This is a genomic window from Streptomyces sp. NPDC107581 (assembly GCF_055657175.1).
The window spans coordinates 218,335-238,563 of the sequence record NZ_JBVKBH010000002.1 but is presented as its reverse complement, the minus strand read 5'-3'; the positions used below and the strand labels follow the sequence as shown (position 1 = coordinate 238,563).

Annotated in this window: 1 protein-coding gene; it reads left to right on the top strand. The window is 73.3% G+C overall.

Annotated features, from left to right (window positions below):
* Position 1 precedes the first annotated feature (1 nt).
* Entirely contained in the window at positions 2–20,185 is a 20,184-nt protein-coding gene (locus tag ACZ7P3_RS04880; protein ID WP_472078992.1) for a type I polyketide synthase, read from the top strand.
* Positions 20,186–20,229: the final 44 nt, after the last annotated feature.

The window sequence follows — 20,229 nt, the reverse complement described above, 5'->3', positions numbered from 1 at the left end:
GATGAACACACCTGAAGGGTCCGATCACATGTCCAACGAGGAGAAGTACCTCGACTACCTGCGGCGGGCCTCCGTGGACCTGCAGGAGATGCGCGGCAAGCTGCGCGAGGCCGAGGAGCGCGAGGTCGAGCCGATCGCGATCGTCGGCATGAGCTGCCGGTTCCCCGGCGGCGTGCGGTCGCCGGAGGACCTGTGGCGTCTCCTGCTGGACGGCAAGGACGCCGTCTCCGCGTTCCCCACCGACCGCGGGTGGGATCTGGAGGCGCTCTTCGACGACGACCCCGACCGGCAGGGGACCTGCTACACCCGCGAGGGTGCCTTCATCCACGAGGTCCCGGACTTCGACCCCGCCTTCTTCGGGATCTCGCCGCGCGAGGCCGCGGCCATGGACCCGCAGCAGCGGTTGCTCCTGGAGACCTCCTGGGAGGCGTTCGAGCGGGCCGGCATCGACCCGCAGGCGATGCGGGGCAGCCGGTCGGGCGTCTTCGTCGGCACCAACGGCCAGGACTACCTGTCCCGCCTGATCACCGGCGCACCCGACGGCTACGAGGGCTACCTCGGCACCGGCAACGCGGCGAGCGTCATCTCGGGCCGCATCGCCTACACCTTCGGATTTGAAGGCCCCGCGCTCACCATCGACACCGCCTGCTCGTCGTCCCTGGTCGCCCTGCACCTCGCGGCCCACGCGCTGCGGCACGGCGAGTGCCCGCTCGCCCTCGCGGGCGGCGTCACGGTGATGTCGACGCCCGGCGCCTTCATCGACTTCAGCCGCCAGCGGGGCCTGGCCGCGGACGGCCGCGTCAAGGCGTTCGCCGACGGAGCCGACGGCACCGGCTGGGGCGAGGGCGTCGGCCTGCTCCTCCTGGAACGCCTGTCGGACGCCGAGCGCAACGGCCACCAGGTCCTCGGCGTGATCCGTGGCTCGGCGGTGAACCAGGACGGCGCGTCCAACGGCCTCACCGCACCCAACGGCCCCTCCCAGCAGCGTGTGATCCGCCAGGCACTGGCGAGCGCGCGCCTCTCCGCGGCCCAGGTGGACGCCGTCGAGGCACACGGTACGGGCACGAAGCTGGGCGACCCGATCGAGGCGCAGGCGCTGCTGGCCACGTACGGCCAGGGCCGCCCCGCCGACCGGCCGCTCTGGCTCGGCTCCATCAAGTCGAACATCGGTCACACGCAGGCCGCCGCGGGTGTGGCGGGTGTGATCAAGATGGTGATGGCGATGCGGCACGGTGTGCTGCCGCAGACCCTGCACGTCGACGAGCCGTCCTCGCACGTGGACTGGTCCGGGGGCGGGATGGAACTCCTGACGGAGGCCAAGCCGTGGCCGGAGACCGGCCGCCCGTGGCGGGCGGGCGTGTCGTCGTTCGGTGTCAGCGGTACGAACGCGCACGTCATCGTGGAGCAGGCGCCGGTGGTGGAGCCGGCGGCGGTTGCGGAGGTGGTTGGGGAGCCGGCGGTGTACGGCGGTGGTCTGGTGCCGTGGGTGCTGTCGGCGCGGAGCGTGGAGGCGCTGCGGGAGCAGGCTTCGCGGCTGAAGTCTTTCGTGGAGGCGTCGTCGGATCTGCCGGTGGCGGATGTGGGGCGTGCGCTGGTGTCGTCGCGTGCGGTGCTGGAGCACCGTGCGGTGGTGGTCGGTGCTGACCGGTCGGAGCTGCTGGATGCGCTGGCGGCGGTGGCCGAGGGCCGGGCGGCAGGCGGTGTGGTCTCGGGTGTGGCTGATGAGCCCGGCCGGGTGGGTTTCCTGTTCTCGGGTCAGGGTTCGCAGTGGCTCGGGATGGGTCGTGAACTGGCGGTCCGTTTCCCGGTGTTCGCCGAGGCGTTGGACGAGGTGCTGGGGCTGCTGGCTCCTGAGGTCCGTGAGGTGCTGTTCGGTGAGGATGCCGAAGCGCTGAATGAGACGGGAGTGACGCAGCCCGCGCTGTTCGCGGTCGAGGTCGCGCTGTTCCGGCTGTTGGAGTCCTGGGGCATTCGTCCCGACGTACTGGCCGGTCACTCGATCGGTGAGCTGGCCGCCGCGCACGTGGCCGGTGTGTGGTCGTTGGCCGATGCGGTGAAGGTGGTGTCGGCCCGGGGTGCGCTGATGCAGGCGTTACCCGCGGGTGGTGCGATGGTTGCGATCCGGGCGACGGAGGCCGAGGTCGCGTCGGACCTGCCGGAGACGGTGGGCATCGCGGCGGTGAACGGGCCGGACTCGGTGGTGGTTTCCGGTGTCGCCGCTGATGTGGAGGCTGTTGGCGAGCGGTGGCGTGCGGAGGGCCGGAAGGTGACCCGGCTCCGGGTGAGCCACGCCTTCCACTCGCCGCTGATGGACCCGATGCTGGATGACTTCCGTGCGGTGCTGGAGAGCGTGTCGTTCGAGGCGCCCGCGATTCCGATTGTGTCGACGCTGACGGGCGGGTCGGCCACGGCCGACGAGTTGTCGTCGCCTGAGTACTGGGTGCGGCATGTGCGCGAGTCGGTGCGGTTCGCCAATGCGGTGAGTGCGCTGGTCGCGGATGGTGTCGGCACGTTCGTCGAGGTGGGCCCCGGCGGGACGCTCTCCGCGCTCGGGCAGGAGTCCGCGCCGGACGCGGCCTTCGTACCGGTGCTGCGTGGTGACCGGCCGGAGGCGGTGGCCGTCACGACGGCCGCGGGACAACTGCACGTGCGCGGTGTCCGGGTGGACTGGCAGATCTTCTTCACGGGCCGGGGAACACGCCCGGTCGACCTGCCGACGTACGCGTTCCAGCGTGAGCGCTTCTGGCTGGACGCCGCGCCTGTCGACATGGACGTCGAGCGGTTGTCTCCGGTGGACGCGCGGTTCTGGGGCGTCGTCGAGGACGGTGACATCGCCGATCTCGCCCGCACCCTGGACGTCTCGTCCGACGCTCCGTTGAGTGCGGTGCTGCCCCGGCTGTCCGCATGGCGTAAAGAGCAGCAGAACCGGTCCACCGCTGATGAGTGGCGATACCGGGTCGAGTGGCGGCCGGTGGTCGCTGGGCCTCGGGGCCTGGCTGGTACGTGGCTGGTCGTGGCGCCTGTTGATGAGGCCCGGGCCGGGTGGGTGCGGGACGCGCTGATTCGGAATGGTGCTGAGGCGCAGGTTGTGGAGGTGGATCCGGAGGCGGTCGATTGGGCGGAGCAGCTCGCGGGGCTGCCTGCGGTGAGTGGTGTGGTTTCGCTGCTGGGGCTGGCCTCTGCGGATGTTTCGGGCGTACCTGTGGGTTTGGGGGCCATGCTTGGTCTTCTGCGGGCGTTGGGTGATGTGGGTGTGTCGGGTCCGTTGTGGTGTGTGACGTCGGGTGCGGTGGCGGCGGGTTCGGGTGATCTGGTTGCCGGGTTCGAGCAGTCGATGGTGTGGGGTCTGGGCCGGGTGGCCGCGTTGGAGGAGTCGGGTCGTTGGGGTGGTCTGGTCGATGTGCCGGAGGTGTGTGACGAGGCGGCCGGTGATCTGCTGGCTTCGGTTCTTGCCGGGGTGAATGGTGAGGATCAGGTTGCGTTGCGCGGTGGCGGGATCCTCGGCCGCCGGCTGGTGCCCGCGCCTCTGGGGCACGTGACCGGTACCGGGTGGACGCCGCGCGGGACGGTCCTGGTCACCGGTGGTCTTGGTGCTCTGGGCGGTCATGTGGCGCGCTGGCTGGCCGCCCAGGGAGCCGAGCATCTGGTGCTGGCCAGCCGTCGTGGTCCGGAGGCCGAGGGCACCGCGGAACTGGAAGCCGAGCTCGTCGGGCTGGGCGCGCGGGTGACGTTCGCGGCCTGTGACGTGGCGGACCGGGAGTCCGTCGCGGCGCTGCTGGAGACCCTTCCGGCACTCGACGCGGTGGTGCACGCGGCGGGTGTGGAGCGTTCGGCGGCTTTGGCTGACTCGGATGTGGGTGGGTTTGCTGAGGTGCTGGCGGCGAAGGCTGTTGGTGCGCGGAATTTGCATGAGTTGCTTGCTGGTGTGTCGTTGGATGCGTTTGTGGTGTTCTCGTCGATTGCTGGTGTGTGGGGTAGTGGTGGTCAGGGTGCGTATGCGGCTGCCAATGCTTATCTGGATGCGTTGGCGGAGCGCCGTAGGGCTGTGGGGTTGCCGGCTGTGGCGGTGGCGTGGGGGCCGTGGGCTGAGGGTGGCATGGTGGCGAATGCGGGTCGGGATGCTGGGGTGCAGTTGCGGCGTCGGGGTTTGCCGTCGATGGCTCCGGCTGTCGCGGTGGTGGGTCTGGCGGCGGCGTTGGAGGGTGGGGACGGGAATGTTGTTGTTGCGGATGTGGACTGGGAGCGGTTTGCGGGCACGTTCATGGCGCAGCGCCGGAGTGTGTTGTTGAGTGAGTTGCCTCAGCTGGGTGCTGTGTTCGGGGTGGTGTCTTCGGGGCAGGGTGTGTCGGCTTTGGCACAGCGGCTTGTGGGGTTGGGGGAGGTGGAGCAGGAGCGGCAGCTGACGGAGTTGGTCCGGTTGGAGGCGGCTGCGGTTTTGGGGCATGCGTCGGGTGAGGCGTTGTCGGCGACGCGTGCTTTCAGGGAGTTGGGTTTCGATTCGCTGACGGCGGTGGAGTTGCGGGCCCGGCTCAGTGAGGTCACCGGGGTTGCTCTGCCCACGACTCTGGTCTTCGACTATCCGAACGCGGCTGCGCTGGCGGCCTGTCTGCGGACCGAGCTGTGCGGTGCGGCCGCGACCACTTCTGCTTCGATCACCGTGGCGGACGTGTCCGATGAGCCGATCGCGATCGTGGGGATGGCCTGCCGGTTCCCGGGTGGTGTGGCGAGCCCGGAGGATCTGTGGCAGGTCCTGCTCTCCGGCGGGGACGCGGTGTCGGAGTTCCCGGCCGACCGCGGGTGGGACCTGGAGGCGCTGTACGATCCCGACCCGGACTCGGTGGGGACCTCGTACTCGCGGTCGGGCGCGTTCCTGTCGGACGTGAGCGGCTTCGACGCGGGCTTCTTCGGGATCTCGCCACGCGAGGCGCTGGCGATGGACCCGCAGCAGCGGCTGCTCCTGGAAACCTCCTGGGAAGCCTTCGAACGGGCGGGCATCGACCCCAACTCGCTGCGTGGTGGGCGCGTCGGCGTGTTCGTCGGCTCGAACATGCAGGACTACGGGTGGATACTGGGTGCCGCTGCCGAGGACGTGGGCGGTTACGCGGGGACCGGCAACGCGGCCAGCGTCGCCTCGGGCCGGCTGTCGTACACCTTCGGGCTCGAAGGCCCGGCCGTCACGGTGGACACGGCGTGCTCGTCGTCGCTGGTCGCCCTGCACCTGGCGGTGCAGGCACTGCACAAGGGTGAGTGCGAACTGGCCCTCGCGGGCGGCGTGACGGTGATGTCCACGCCGAGCTCGTTCATCGAGTTCAGCCGCCAGCGGGGCCTGGCCGAGGACGGCCGCTGCAAGGCGTTCGGCGCGGGTGCGGACGGCACCGGCTGGGGCGAGGGCGTCGGCATGCTGTTCGTGGAGCGGCTGTCGGACGCCGAGCGCAACGGTCACCAGGTCCTTGCCGTGGTACGGGGTTCCGCGGTGAACCAGGACGGCGCCTCGAACGGCCTGACCGCGCCGAACGGCCCCTCGCAGCAGCGGGTCATCCGTCAGGCCCTGGCGAGCGCCGGCCTGGAAGCGTCCGACGTGGACGCGGTCGAGGCCCACGGCACCGGTACGAAGCTCGGTGACCCGATCGAGGCGCAGGCCCTGCTGGCCACCTACGGCCAGGACCGTGTCGGTGAGCCGCTGTGGCTGGGGTCGCTGAAGTCGAACATCGGTCACACGCAGGCCGCCGCCGGTGTGGCGGGTGTGATCAAGATGGTGATGGCGATGCGGCACGGCGTGCTGCCCCGCACCCTCCACGTGGATGAACCGTCGCCGCACGTCGACTGGACCGCCGGCGCGGTCGAACTGCTCACCGACGAGCGCGAGTGGCCCGCCGCGGACCGCCCTTGGCGCGCCGGTGTGTCGTCGTTCGGCTTCAGCGGTACGAACGCGCACGTCATCGTGGAGCAGGCGCCGGTGGTGGAGTCGGTGGCGGTTGCGGAGGTGGTTGCGGAGCCGGCGGCGTACGACGGTGGTCTGGTGCCGTGGGTGCTGTCGGCGCGGAGCGTGGAGGCGCTGCGGGAGCAGGCTTCGCGGCTGAAGTCTTTCGTGGAGGCGTCGTCGGATCTGCCGGTGGCGGATGTGGGGCGTGCGCTGGTGTCGTCGCGTGCGGTGCTGGAGCACCGTGCGGTGGTGGTCGGTGCTGACCGGGCGGAGCTGCTGGATGCGCTGGCGGCGGTGGCCGAGGGCCGGGCGGCAGGCGGTGTGGTCTCGGGTGTGGCTGATGAGCCCGGCCGGGTGGGTTTCCTGTTCTCGGGTCAGGGTTCGCAGTGGCTCGGGATGGGTCGTGAACTGGCGGGCCGTTTCCCGGTGTTCGCCGAGGCGTTGGACGAGGTGCTGGGGCTGCTGGCTCCTGAGGTCCGTGAGGTGCTGTTCGGTGAGGATGCCGAAGCGCTGAATGAGACGGGGGTGACGCAGCCCGCGCTGTTCGCGGTCGAGGTGGCCCTGTTCCGTCTCCTTGAGTCGTGGGGTGTGCGGCCGGATGTGCTGGCCGGTCATTCGATCGGTGAGCTGGCCGCGGCTCATGTCTCGGGGGTGTGGTCTCTCGCGGACGCGGTGAAGGTGGTGTCGGCCCGTGCGGGGCTGATGCAGGCGTTACCCGAGGGTGGGGCGATGGTGGCGATCCGGGCGACGGAGGCCGAGGTCGCACCCGGGCTGCCGGAGACGGTGGGCATCGCGGCGGTGAACGGGCCGGACTCGGTGGTGGTTTCCGGTGTCGCCGCTGATGTGGAGGCTGTTGGCGAGCGGTGGCGTGCGGCGGGTCGGAAGGTGTCGCGGCTGCGGGTGAGCCATGCGTTCCATTCGCCGTTGATGGATCCGATGCTGGAGGCGTTCCGCCGGGTGCTGGAGGGTGTGTCGTACGAGGCGCCCGCGATTCCGATCGTGTCGACGCTGACCGGCGCGCGAGCCACCCTCGAAGAGGTGACGTCACCGTCGTACTGGGTGCGGCACGTGCGCGAATCGGTGCGGTTCGCCGACGCGGTGAGCGCGCTGGTCGCCGAGGGCGTCGGCACCTTCGTCGAAGTCGGGCCGGGCGGGACGCTGTCCGCACTGGGCCAGGAGTCCGCGCCGGACGCGGCCTTCGTACCGGTGCTGCGCGGCGACCGGCCGGAGGCGACGGCCGTCACGACGGCCGCGGGACAACTGCACGTTCACGGTGCCCGGGTGGACTGGGAGGTCTTCTTCACCGGCCGCGGAACGCGCCGGGTCGACCTGCCCACGTATGCGTTCCAGCGTGACGACTACTGGCCCGACGTGCAGCCACTGATCGGCGACGTCGCCGCGGCCGGGCTCGGTCCCGCCGAGCATCCGCTGCTGGGTGCGACCGTCGTCCTCGGTGGCACGGACGGCGTGCTGCTGACCGGCAGGCTGTCGGTCCAGACCCACCCGTGGCTGGCCGATCACGCGGTCATGGGCTCGGTGCTGCTGCCCGGGACGGCCTTCCTCGACCTGGCGATCCGTGCGGGTGACCAGGTCGGCTGTGACCTGGTGGAGGAGCTGACGCTGGAAGCGCCTCTCGTCCTGCCCGAGAACGGCTCCGTGCGGGTGCAGGTCTGGGTCGCTGCAGAGGACGCGTCCGGCAGGCGCGAGCTGACCTTCCACTCCAGTACGGGCGACATGGAGGACGGTCGTTCGTGGACCCGGCACGCCACCGGCGTACTGCGGGCCGGCGGGCGTTCCGGCGGGGATCCGCTGGTCGAGTGGCCGCCCGCCGGGGGCGAGGCCGTGGCCCTGGACGGGTTCTACGCGGGCATGGCCGACGGCGGCTTCGGTTACGGGCCGGTGTTCCAGGGTTTGCGGGCGGCGTGGCGCAAGGGTGAGGAGGTGTTCGCCGAGGTTGCGCTGCCGGAGGGGGTGAAGGCGGAGGGCTTCGGTCTGCATCCGGCGCTGCTTGACGCGGCGTTGCACGCGACCGGGCTGACGGGTGAGGCCGATGCTCCCGGCAGGCTGCCGTTCTCCTGGTCGGGTGTGCGTCTGTACGCCTCCGGTGCGACGGTGCTGCGGGTGCGGTTGTCGCCCGCGGGCGTGGACGGTGTGTCGCTGGCGGTCGCGGACGGCTCCGGTGCCCCGGTGGCGACGATCGACTCGCTGGTACTGCGCCCGGCGGCCCCGGTCCAGGCCGCCACTGACGCACGCGGCGATGCGCTGTTCGGTGTCGACTGGGTGTCGGTGTCGGTGCCGCTGTCCGAGGGCGATGCCCCGACGGTGGAGTGGACGACCGATCTGGAGGGTCTGGCGCAGTCGTCGGCCGAACTGTCGGACTTCGTCGCTCTGTCGTACCCGGTCACGTCCGCCTCCGACCCGGCTGTCGGCGCGCATGAGGCCGCGCACTGGGCGCTGCACGCGGTGCAGGCCTGGCTTGCCGAGGAGCGGTTCCACCCGGCGCGTCTGGTCGTCGTGACCAGGGGAGCGGTTGCCGTGGCGGACGACGAGGGTGTGCGGGATCTGGCGCAGGCGGCGGTGTGGGGTCTGGTGCGCTCGGCGCAGTCGGAGAACCCGGACCGGATCGTGCTGGTCGACCTGGATGGCGAGACGGCTTCGGTCGATGGGCTGTCTGCTGTGCTGGGCACGGGTGAGCCGCAGTTGGCGGTGCGGGCGGGTGCTGCGTGTGCCCTGCGGCTGGCTCGGGTGCGGGACTCGGTGGTGGAGGATGCCGGGTTCGGTTCGGGTGTGGTGCTGGTCACGGGTGCGACGGGCACTCTGGGTGGTCTGGTTGCCCGGCATCTGGTCGTGGAGCGGGGTGTGCGGAGTCTGTTGCTGGTCAGCAGGCGTGGTGCCGGGGCCGAGGGTGCCGCGGAGCTGCGTGCGGAACTCGAAGCGCAGGGCGCCGATGTCGTCCTTGCGGCCTGTGACGTGGCCGACCGGGAGGCGCTGGCCGAGCTGCTGGCAGAGCATCGGATCTCTGCTGTGGTGCATACCGCTGGTGTGCTGGACGACGGCGTGATCGGCTCGCTGACACCCGAGCGGATCGACGGCGTGTTCCGGCCGAAGGTCGACGCGGCGTGGCATCTGCACGAGCTGACCCGGGGCATGGACCTGTCCGCCTTCGTGCTGTTCTCGTCCGCCGCCGGTGTCTTCGGCGGCGCGGGTCAGGGCAACTACGCGGCGGCGAACAGCTTCCTGGACGCGCTGGCGCAGCACCGCCGGGCGGCCGGTCTGGCCGCGACGTCACTGGCCTGGGGCCTGTGGGCCACGGGCGGTGGCATGGCGGGCAGCCTCGACGACACCGACGTACGCCGCATCACCAGCGGCGGTGCCATTCCGCTGGGGCCGGCCGAAGGCCTGGCGCTGTTCGACGCCGCTGGCTCCACGGGGCGTGCGCTGCTGGCCCCCGTGCCGATGGACTTCGCCGTGCTGCGCCGGCAGGCGCGTACCCAGCCCGTACTCCACCTGCTGCGCGGGCTGGTGCGGAACACGGCTCGCAGGACCGCAGATCCCGCCGCCCGGTCCGCGCTGGCACAGTCGCTGGCGGGCCTGACCGAGGGCGAACGGGAGAAGGCGCTGCTGGACCTCGTCCGCACGCACGCCGCGGCGGTGCTCGGCCACAGCTCGGCCCATGCCGTCGAACCCGACCGGGCGTTCAGGGAGCTGGGCTTCGACTCGCTCAGCTCCGTCGAGCTGCGCAACCACCTCAACGCGGCCACCGAGCTGCGGCTGCCCGCGACCCTCGTCTTCGACCACCCGAACCCCGCCGCGCTCGCCGCGTTCATCAGCGCCGAGCTCGCGGGCGCGCCCGTCGTGGCCGCGCCCGCGCACACGGCCGTGGCGGTGTCCGACGAGCCGATCGCGATCGTCGGCATGAGCTGCCGCTACCCGGGCGGCGTGAACTCGCCCGAGGAGCTGTGGCGGCTCGTCCTGGACGGTGTGGACGCCATCAGCGAGTTCCCCGTCAACCGGGGCTGGGACGTGGACGCCCTGTACGACCCGGACCCCGAGCGCACGGGTACCTCCTACACCCGTGAGGGCGGCTTCCTGCACGACGCCGACCTGTTCGACCCGGCGTTCTTCGGCATCTCGCCGCGTGAGGCGCTGGCCATGGACCCGCAGCAGCGGCTGCTGCTCGAAACCTCCTGGGAGGCGTTCGAGCGCGCGGGCATCGACCCGAACTCGGCCCGGGGCAAGGCTGTCGGCGTGTTCGCGGGGGTGATGTACCACGACTACGTGGCGCGGCTGCGTTCCGTCTCGGAGGACGTCGAGGGCTACCTCGGCACCGGCGGGTCCGGCAGCGTCGCGTCCGGTCGCGTCGCCTACGCGCTCGGCCTGGAGGGGCCCGCCGTCACCGTCGACACCGCCTGCTCCTCGTCGCTGGTCGCCCTGCACTGGGCGATCCAGGCGCTGCGTCAGGGGGAGTGCACGATGGCGCTGGCCGGTGGTGTCGCCGTGATGGCGACCCCCAGCACGTTCGTCGACTTCAGCCGCCAGCGCGGCCTTTCGTCGGACGGCCGGTGCAAGTCGTTCTCCGACAGCGCCGACGGCACCGGCTGGGGCGAGGGCGTGGGCATGCTGCTCGTGGAGCGGCTGTCGGACGCCCGCCGCAACGGGCACCCCGTCCTCGCGGTGATCCGCGGCTCCGCGGTGAACCAGGACGGCGCGTCCAACGGCCTGACCGCGCCCAACGGCCCCTCCCAGCAGCGGGTCATCCGGCAGGCCCTGGCGAGCGCCGGTCTGGAGCCGTCCGACGTGGACGCGGTCGAGGCGCACGGCACCGGCACGACCCTCGGCGACCCGATCGAGGCCCAGGCCCTGCTCGCCACCTACGGCCAGGACCGGCCCGACGACCGGCCGCTGTGGCTCGGCTCCATCAAGTCGAACCTCGGCCACACCCAGGCCGCGGCCGGTGTCGCGGGTGTGATCAAGATGGTGATGGCGCTGCGGCACGGAGTGCTGCCGCAGACCCTGCACGTCGGTGAGCCCTCGTCGAACGTGGACTGGTCGGCCGGCGCCGTCGAACTGCTGACGGAGTCCCGGCCGTGGCCGGAGACCGGACGTCTGCGGCGGGCCGGTGTCTCGTCGTTCGGCGTCAGCGGCACGAACGCGCACACCATCCTCGAGTACGTACCGGGCGAGGACCACGTCCCGGCCCCGGTCGACGGCGGCCTCGTGCCGTGGGTGCTGTCCGCGCGGACCGCGGAGGCACTGCGGGAGCAGGCGGTCCGGCTGCGGGAGCACCTCGCGGGCCGCCCGGAGCACGGCGAGCCGGAGCGTGGCGAGCCGGAGCGTGGCGGACAGGGCATCGGCACGCAGGACGTCGGCTACGCGTTGGCGACGACCCGGTCGGCCTTCGACCACAGGGCGGTCGTCGTGGGCGACGACCGCGCGGCCCTCCTGGACGGGCTCACCGCTCTGGCCGAGGGCCGGCCGTTCCCCGGCCTGGTCACGGGCTCCGTCGCCCCGGGCGGTGTGGGCTTCCTGTTCTCGGGCCAGGGTTCGCAGCGGCTCGGGATGGGCCGTGAACTGGCTGGCCGGTTCCCGGTGTTTGCCGCTTCCCTGGACGAGGTGCTGGGGCTGCTGGCTCCTGAGGTCCGTGAGGTGCTGTTCGGTGAGGATGCCGAAGCGCTGAATGAGACGGGGGTGACGCAGCCCGCGCTGTTCGCGGTCGAGGTGGCCCTGTTCCGTCTCCTTGAGTCGTGGGGCATCCGTCCGGACGTGCTCGCCGGTCACTCGATCGGTGAGCTGGCCGCCGCGCACGTCTCCGGTGTGTGGTCGCTGGCCGACGCGGTGAAGGTGGTCTCGGCCCGCGCGGGGCTGATGCAGGCGCTGCCCGACGGCGGTGCGATGGTGGCGATCCGGGCGACGGAGGCCGAGGTCGCGCCGGACCTGTCGGAGACGGTGGGCATCGCGGCGGTGAACGGTCCGTCGTCGGTGGTCGTCTCCGGTGCCGCCGCCGATGCGGAGGCCGTCGCCGAGCGGTGGCACAAGGCGGGCCGCAAGGTGACCCGGCTCCGGGTGAGCCACGCGTTCCACTCCCCGCTCATGGACCCGATGCTGGACGACTTCCGCCGGGTGCTGGAGGGTGTGACCTTCGAAGCGCCCGCGATTCCGATCGTGTCGACGTTGACCGGTGCCCGCGCGACCGCCGAGGAGCTCGCCTCGCCGGAGTACTGGGTGCGGCATGTACGGGAATCGGTGCGGTTCGCCGACGCCGTGCACACGCTGGTCACCGAGGGCCTTGTCACGTTCGTCGAGGTCGGGCCGGGCGGGACGCTCTCCGCGCTGGGCCAGGAGTCCGCGCCGGACGCCGGGTTCGTGGCGGCGCTGCGCACCGATCGGCCGGAGGAGTCCGCGCTGGTGTCGGCGGTGGCCCAGCTGTGCACGCGAGGCGTGCGGCTGGACTGGGAGGCGTTCTTCGCCGGTCGCGGCGCGCGGCGCGTCGACCTGCCGACCTACGCGTTCCAGCACCAGCGGTACTGGCTGGACGCCGGAGTGGGGGCGGGCGACCTGAACGCCGCCGGGCTCGGCTCGGCCGGCCACCCACTGCTCGGCGCGATCGTCGACACGGCCGACTCCGACGGGCAGCTCTTCACCGGCCGTCTGTCGCTGGAGACCCACCCGTGGCTCGCGGATCACGTGATCCAGGGCTCGGTCCTGCTGCCCGGAACGGCGTTCCTGGAGCTGGCGATCCGCGCGGGCGACCAGACCGGGTGCGACCTGGTCGAGGAGCTGACGCTGGAGGCACCTCTGGTGGTGCCCGAGCGCGGTGGCGTACGCGTGCAGCTGCAGGTGGGCGTGGCCGACGAGTCCGGCCGCCGCTCGGTGACGGTGCACGCCCGCGACGACGACGGTGACATGTGGGTGCGGCACGCGAGCGGTGTGCTCGTGGGCGGCGCCGACGCACCGTCGGCCGACCTCGGCGCGTGGCCGCCCGCGGGGGCCGAGGCCCTGACCCTGGACGGCCGCTACGACCGCATGGCCGACGGCGGCTTCGGCTACGGGCCGGTGTTCCAGGGGCTGCGGGCCGCGTGGCGCAAGGGCGACGAGGTGTTCGCCGAGGTCGCGCTGCCCGACGGCGCGGAGGCAGGCGGTTTCGGCCTGCACCCGGCGCTGCTCGACGCCGCGCTGCACGGCATCGGCCTGATGGGCGGGGCCGACGGCCCCGGGAAACTGCCGTTCTCCTGGACGGGCGTGCGGCTGCATGCCGACGGTGCGACGGTGCTGCGGGTGCGGTTGTCGCCCGCCGGGTCGGACGGGGTGTCGCTGACGGTCGCGGACGGCTCCGGCGCCCCGGTGGCCACGGTCGACTCGCTGGTGCTGCGCCCCGTGACGGCGACGCTGTCGCGCCAGGGCTGGGAGTCGCTCTTCCGCCTGGACTGGGTGCCCGCCCCGGCCTCCGCCCGGAGCGAGGTTTCGGTGGCGGAGTTCGCGGACCGGGCCGCGCTGCGGTCGGCCCTGGACGCGGGGGAGGCGCTGCCGGAGAACACCGTGGTGCGGTGCACCGGTTCCCTCCACGCGGACCATGCGGACGACGTCCGCCAGGCCGTGCTGAGCGCTCTGGAGCTGGTGCAGGGCTGGCTGGCCGACGAGCGCTGCGCGGCCTCGCGGCTGGTGCTGGTGACCCGTGGCGCGGTGGCGGTCCGGTCCGGGGACGACGTGCCCGACCTGGCGTCCGCCGCCGTGTGGGGTCTGCTGCGCACGGCACAGCTGGAGAACCCGGACCGCTTCGTCCTGGTGGACGTCGACGACGAGGACGGCTGGAGGCCGGCCGTGGCGACCGGGGAACCCCAGGTCGCCGTGCGGAACGGCCGGATGTCCGTGGCCCGCCTGGCGCGGGTGCGGCCCGAGGCCGGCGGCGACGCCCCGGCGTTCGGACCGGACAGCGCGGTGCTGGTGACGGGCGCGTCGGGTGCGCTGGGCGCCCTGGTCGCCCGGCACCTCGTCGAGCGGCACGGAGTCGCAAGGCTGGTCCTGGCCAGCAGGCGCGGCACGGCCGCGCCGGGCGCCGAGGACCTGCGCGACGAACTGGCCGCGCGGGGCGCCGAGGTCGCCGTGGCCGCCTGCGACGTCGCCGACCGCGACGCGCTGGCCGCGCTGCTCGCCGAACACCCCGTGACCGCCGTCGTGCACACCGCCGGTGTGCTGGACGACGGCACGATCGGCTCGCTGACCCCGGACCGGGTCGACACCGTGTTCCGGGCGAAGGTCGATGCGGCGCGGCACCTGCACGAGCTGACCCGCGACCTGGACCTGTCGGCGTTCGTCCTGTTCTCCTCGGTGGCGGGTACGCTCGGCGCGCCCGGCCAGGGCAACTACGCGGCCGCCAACGCGTTCCTCGACGGCCTGGCCCGGCGCAGGCGCGCCCAGGGCCTGCCCGCCACCTCGCTGGCGTGGGGCCTGTGGGCCGACGGCATGGGCGCCCGGGTGGCGAACGCCGCCGCCGAGGGCCTGTCCGCGAACGAGGGCGTCACCCTGTTCGACGCCGCGGTCGGCGGGGCCGATCCCGTCGTCGTACCGATGCGGCTCGACCTGCGGGCCGTACGCGAACTCCCGGTGATCCCGCCGGTGTTCAGCGGCCTGGTGCGCACCACGAACCGCAGGGCGGCAGGGAGCGGGGCCGACCCGACGGGTGCGCTCCGCGACCGTCTCGCGCCGCTCACCGCGGACGAGCGCGACCGGGTGCTGCTGGACCTCGTCCGCACCCAGGTCGCTCTGGTCCTCGGCCACGCCGGGCCGGAGGCGGTCGCGTCGGGGCACGCGTTCACGGAGCTCGGCTTCGACTCGCTGACCGCCGTCGACCTGCGCAACCGGCTCAACACGGCCACGGGCCTGCGGCTGCCCGCCACGCTGGTTTTCGACTACCCGACCCCGGCGGCGCTCGCCGCGTTCATCGGCACCGAACTGGCGGGCGCGCCCGCCGCCGTGGCGCCCGCGCACCCGGCCGTGGCCGCGACCGAGGCCGACGAGCCGATCGCGATCGTCGGCATGAGCTGCCGCTACCCCGGCGGCGTCCGCTCGCCGGAGGACCTGTGGCGGCTGATCGCCGACGGCGCCGAAGGCATCACACCGTTCCCGACCGAGCGCGGCTGGGACGTGGAGGCGCTCTACGACCCGTCCGGTGAACGAGCAGGGAGTTCCTACACCCGTGAGGGCGGCTTCCTGCACGACGCCGACCTGTTCGACCCGGGGTTCTTCGGCATCTCGCCGCGTGAGGCGCTGGCCATGGACCCGCAGCAGCGGCTGCTGCTCGAAACCTCCTGGGAGGCGTTCGAGCGCGCGGGCATCGACCCCAGGTCGGTGCGGGGCAGCGCGACCGGCGTGTTCGCGGGCGTGATGTACCACGACTACGCCACCCAGCTGCACGGTGCGCCGAAGAGCGTCGAGGGCTACCTCGGCACGGGCAACGCGGGCAGTGTCGCGTCCGGCCGGCTCTCGTACACGTTCGGCCTCGAAGGCCCCGCGATGACCGTGGACACGGCGTGCTCGTCGTCCCTCGTCGCCCTGCACCTGGCGGTGCGGGCACTGCGGTCGGGCGAGTGCTCGCTCGCGCTCGCGGGCGGCGCGACCGTCATGGCGACGCCCGGCGCGTTCGTCGACTTCAGCCGCCAGCAGGGCCTTTCGCCGGACGGCCGGTGCCGCTCGTTCTCCGCCGACGCCAACGGCACCGGCTGGGGCGAGGGCGTCGGCATGCTCGTCCTGGAACGGCTCTCGGACGCCCGCCGCGCCGGACACCCGGTCCTCGCGGTGATCCGCGGCACGGCGGTCAACCAGGACGGCGCGTCCAACGGCCTGACCGCGCCCAACGGCCCCTCGCAGCAGCGCGTGATCCGGCAGGCCCTGGCCAACGCGGGCCTGGCCCCGTCCGACGTGGACGCGGTCGAGGCGCACGGCACCGGCACGACCCTCGGCGACCCGATCGAGGCGCAGGCGCTGCTGGCCACCTACGGCCGGGACCGCGCGGGCGACCCCCTGTGGCTCGGCTCGCTGAAGTCCAACATCGGCCACACCCAGGCCGCCGCGGGCGTGGGCGGCATCATCAAGATGGTCATGGCGCTGCGCAACGGTGTCCTGCCGAAGACGCTGCACGCCGACGAGCCCTCGCCGAACGTCGACTGGTCCGCGGGCGCCGTGGAACTGCTGACCGAGGCACGGCCGTGGCCCGCGGCGGACCGGCCCCGGCGTGCGGGCGTGTCGTCGTTCGGCTTCAGCGGCACCAACGCGCACGTCATCGTCGAGGCCCCGTCGGATGCCGAGGCCCCGTCGGACGCCGGGGCGCCGCGGGACGCCGAGGGGCCGCTCGGGCCGTGGCTGGTGTCCGGCCGTACCGAGAGCGCCCTGCGCGACCAGGCGGCGCGGCTGCGGGAACACCTGAGCGCACGGCCCGACCTCGACCCGGCGGACGTGGCCCGCGCGCTCGCGACCTCGCGGGCCGGGTTCGAGCACCGGCTCGCCGTCGTCGGCCACGACCTGCCCGACCTGGTGGCCGGGCTGACCGACGCCGTCGAAGGACGTCCGGTCACCGGGGCCGTCAGCGGTGTCACCGATGAGCACCGGGTCGGCTTCCTGTTCTCGGGCCAGGGCTCGCAGCGGCTCGGCATGGGCCGTGAACTGGCGGACCGGTACCCGGTGTTCGCCGAGGCGCTGGACCGGGTTCTGGCGGAGTTCGGCCCGCAGGTGCGTGAGGTGCTGTTCGGTGACGACGCCGATGCGCTGAACGAGACCGGGGTGACGCAGCCCGCGCTGTTTGCGGTCGAGGTCGCGCTGTTCCGCCTGCTCGCATCGTGGGGGGTACGGCCGGACGTCCTGGCCGGACACTCGATCGGCGAACTCGCCGCGGCCCATGTCGCGGGCGTGTGGTCCCTCGCGGACGCGGCCAAGGTCGTATCCGCGCGCGGCACGCTGATGCAGGCGCTGCCTGCGGGCGGCGCGATGGCAGCGATCCAGGCCGGCGAGGCCGAGGTCGCCCCCGATCTGCCGGACACCGTCGGCATCGCCGCGGTCAACGGCCCGAATTCGGTGGTCGTCTCCGGTGCCGCCGCCGATGTCGACGCCGTCGCCGAGCGGTGGCGCGCGGCGGGACGCAAGGCCACCCGGCTCCGGGTGAGCCACGCGTTCCACTCGCCGCTGATGGACCCGATGCTCGACGCGTTCCGCCAGGTCCTCACGGGCGTGACCGCGAAGACACCGCAGATCGCCATCGTGTCGGCGCTCACCGGCGCGCGGGCGGCCGCCGAGGAACTCGCCTCGCCGGAGTACTGGGTGCGGCACGTGCGCGAGTCGGTGCGGTTCGCCGACGCCGTGGTCGCCACGGGCGCGGACGTCCTCGTCGAGATCGGCCCCGGCGGCGTGCTGTCCGCGCTCGGCCAGGAGTCCCTGCCGGACGCGGCCTTCGTCCCGGCGCTGCGCGGCGACCGGCCGGAGGGCGACGCCGTCATGACCGCGCTCGCCGCCCTGCACGTGCGCGGCGTGCCCGTCGACTGGGCCGCCTACTACGCGGGCACCGGCCACACCGTCGACCTGCCGACGTACGCCTTCCAGTACCAGCGGTTCTGGCCCGACACGAGCATGCTGCCCGCCACCGACGCCTCCGGCCTCGGACTCGGCTCCGCCGACCACCCGCTGCTCGGCGCCGCGGTCACGCTCGCGGACGAGGACACCGCCCTGTTCACGGGCAGGCTGTCGCTGCGCACCCACCCGTGGCTGGCCGGGCACGAGATCATGGGCTCGGTACTGCTGCCCGGCACGGCGTTCGTCGAGCTGGCGGTGCAGGCCGGTGACCAGGTCGGCTGCGCCCGCGTGGAGGAGCTGACGCTGCAGACGCCCCTGGTGCTGCCCGCACAGGGCGGCGTACAGGTCCAGGTGCGGGTCGGCGCGCCGGACGCGTCGGGCCGGCGCCCGGTGACGGTCCACGCCCGCGACGAGGGCGGCGACCTGCCCTGGGTCCGGCACGCGAGCGGCGTCCTGACGGACGACGACGCCGCTCCCGCCGACCTCGGCCCCTGGCCGCCCGCGGGGGCCGAGGCCGTGGACCTGGACGGGTTCTACGACCACATGGCCGACGGCGGCTTCGCCTACGGGCCGGTGTTCCAGAACCTGAGGGGCGCGTGGCGGCACCGGAACGAGGTGTTCGCCGAGGTCGCGCTGCCCGACGACGTGGAAACGGGACGGTTCGGCCTGCACCCGGCGCTCCTTGACGCGGCGCTCCACGCCATCGGCCTGATGGGCGGGGCCGACGGACCTGGCAGGCTGCCGTTCTCCTGGACGGGCGTGCGGCTGCACGCGTCCGGTGCGACGGTGCTGCGGGTGCGGTTGTCGCCCGCCGGACCGGACGCGGTGTCCTTGACGGTCGCCGACGGCTCCGGTGCCCCGGTGGCCACGGTCGACTCGCTGGTGGTGCGCGCGGTGGCGCCGGGCTCGCTCGGCGCGGCGCGCGGCCACGAGGCGCTGTTCCGGCTCGACTGGGTGCCCGCCACGATGTCGGCACAGAGCGCGGGTTCGGTGACGGAGTTCGCGGACTGGGCCGCGCTGCGGTCGGCCCTGGACGCGGGGGAGACCCTGCCGGAGCACACCGTGGTGCGCTGCGCGCGTCCCGCCGACGTGGACGCGGGCGCGGTGCACCGGCAGGCGCACACCGCCCTGGAGCTGGTGCAGGGCTGGCTGGCCGACGGGCGCTGCGCGGCGTCGCGGCTGGTGCTGGTGACCCGTGGCGCGGTGGCGGTCCGGTCCGGGGACGACGTGCCCGACCTGGCGTCCGCCGCCGTGTGGGGCCTGGTGCGCACGGCGCAGTCCGAGAACCCGGACCGCTTCGCCCTGGTGGACGTCGACGACGAGCACGGCTGGAAGTCGGCCATCGGGAGCTCCGAACCCGAGCTGGCCGTGCGGGCCGGTGAACCCTTCGCGCCGAGGCTGGTGCGGGCCCGTCCGGCCGAGGCCGAGGGGCCGGGCTTCGGTGCCGGCGCCGTACTGGTGACCGGTGCGAGCGGCAAGCTCGGTGGGCTGGTGGCGCGGCACCTCGTCGAGCGGCACGGGGTACGTCAGCTGGTCCTGGCCAGCAGGCGCGGCCAAGTGGGCGCGCTGCGCGACGAGTTGACCGGCCTGGGGGCCGAGGTCGCCGTGGTCGCCTGTGACGTGGCGGACCGCGACGCGGTGGCGGCGCTGCTGGCCGAGCACCCGGTGACGGCCGTCGTGCATGTGGCGGGCGTGCTGGACGACGGGGTGATCGGTTCGCTGACGCCGGAGCGGATCGACACCGTGTTCCGCCCGAAGGTCGACGCCGCCTGGAACCTCCACGAGCTGACCCGCGAGTCGGACCTGTCGGCGTTCGTGGTGTTCTCCTCGGCCGCCGGCATCTTCGGCAATCCCGGCCAGGGCAACTACGCGGCGGCCAACGCGTTCCTGGACGCGCTCGCCCGGCACCGCCGCGCCCAGGGCCTGCCGGCGACCTCGCTGGCCTGGGGCCTGTGGGCCGGAGAGGACGGCATGGGCGCCCGGCTGGCCGGGACCGGCGCCGCGGGCCTGACCGCCGGTGAAGGCCTGGAGCTGTTCGACGCGGTGGCGCTCGGGACGGACCCGGTCGTCGTGCCCATGCGGCTCGACCTGCGGGCACTGCGCGGCGCGGCCGCCGTACCGCCGCTGCTCAGCGGCCTGGTGCGGACGACGACCCGCAGGGCGGCGGAGACCGGGGGCGACCCCGCCGCCGCCCTGCGGGACCGGCTGGCGGCGCTGCCCGCGACCGAGCGGCCGTCCGCCCTGGTCGACCTGGTGTGCGCGCACGTCGCGGCCGTCCTCGCGCTGCCCGGCGCCGAAGCGGTCGACGAGCGGCGCGCGTTCACCGAGCTCGGCTTCGACTCGCTCACGGCGGTCGAGCTGCGCAACCGGCTGGGCGCCGCCACCGGCCTCCGGCTGCCCGCGACGCTGGTCTTCGACCACCCGACCCCGCTCGACCTGGTCGGCCACCTCGTGGACACCCTCGTCGTGGACGAGCCCGGCGGCGTGGCGCCCCTGCTCGCCGAACTCGGCCGCATCGAGACGAGCCTCGCCGCGGTCCGGCCCGGCGACGACGCGGACGACCTGGTCGGCGCCCGCCTGTCGGCGCTGCTCACCGCATGGCGCGACAGCCGCGCCGAAGCCGCCCCGCAGGCGGCCGACGACCTCGACACCGCGACCGACGACGAGATGTTCGACCTGCTCGGCAAAGAGTTCGGCATTTCCTGACCCGCCCGGCCACACCACTTGCTCGACGTTCCCTGGAGTAGAGA

Excerpts from the sequence above, each read along its gene's own strand:
- ACZ7P3_RS04880 (WP_472078992.1), top strand. The coding sequence starts at position 2 with ATGAACACACCTGAAGGGTCCGATCACATGTCCAACGAGGAGAAGTAC.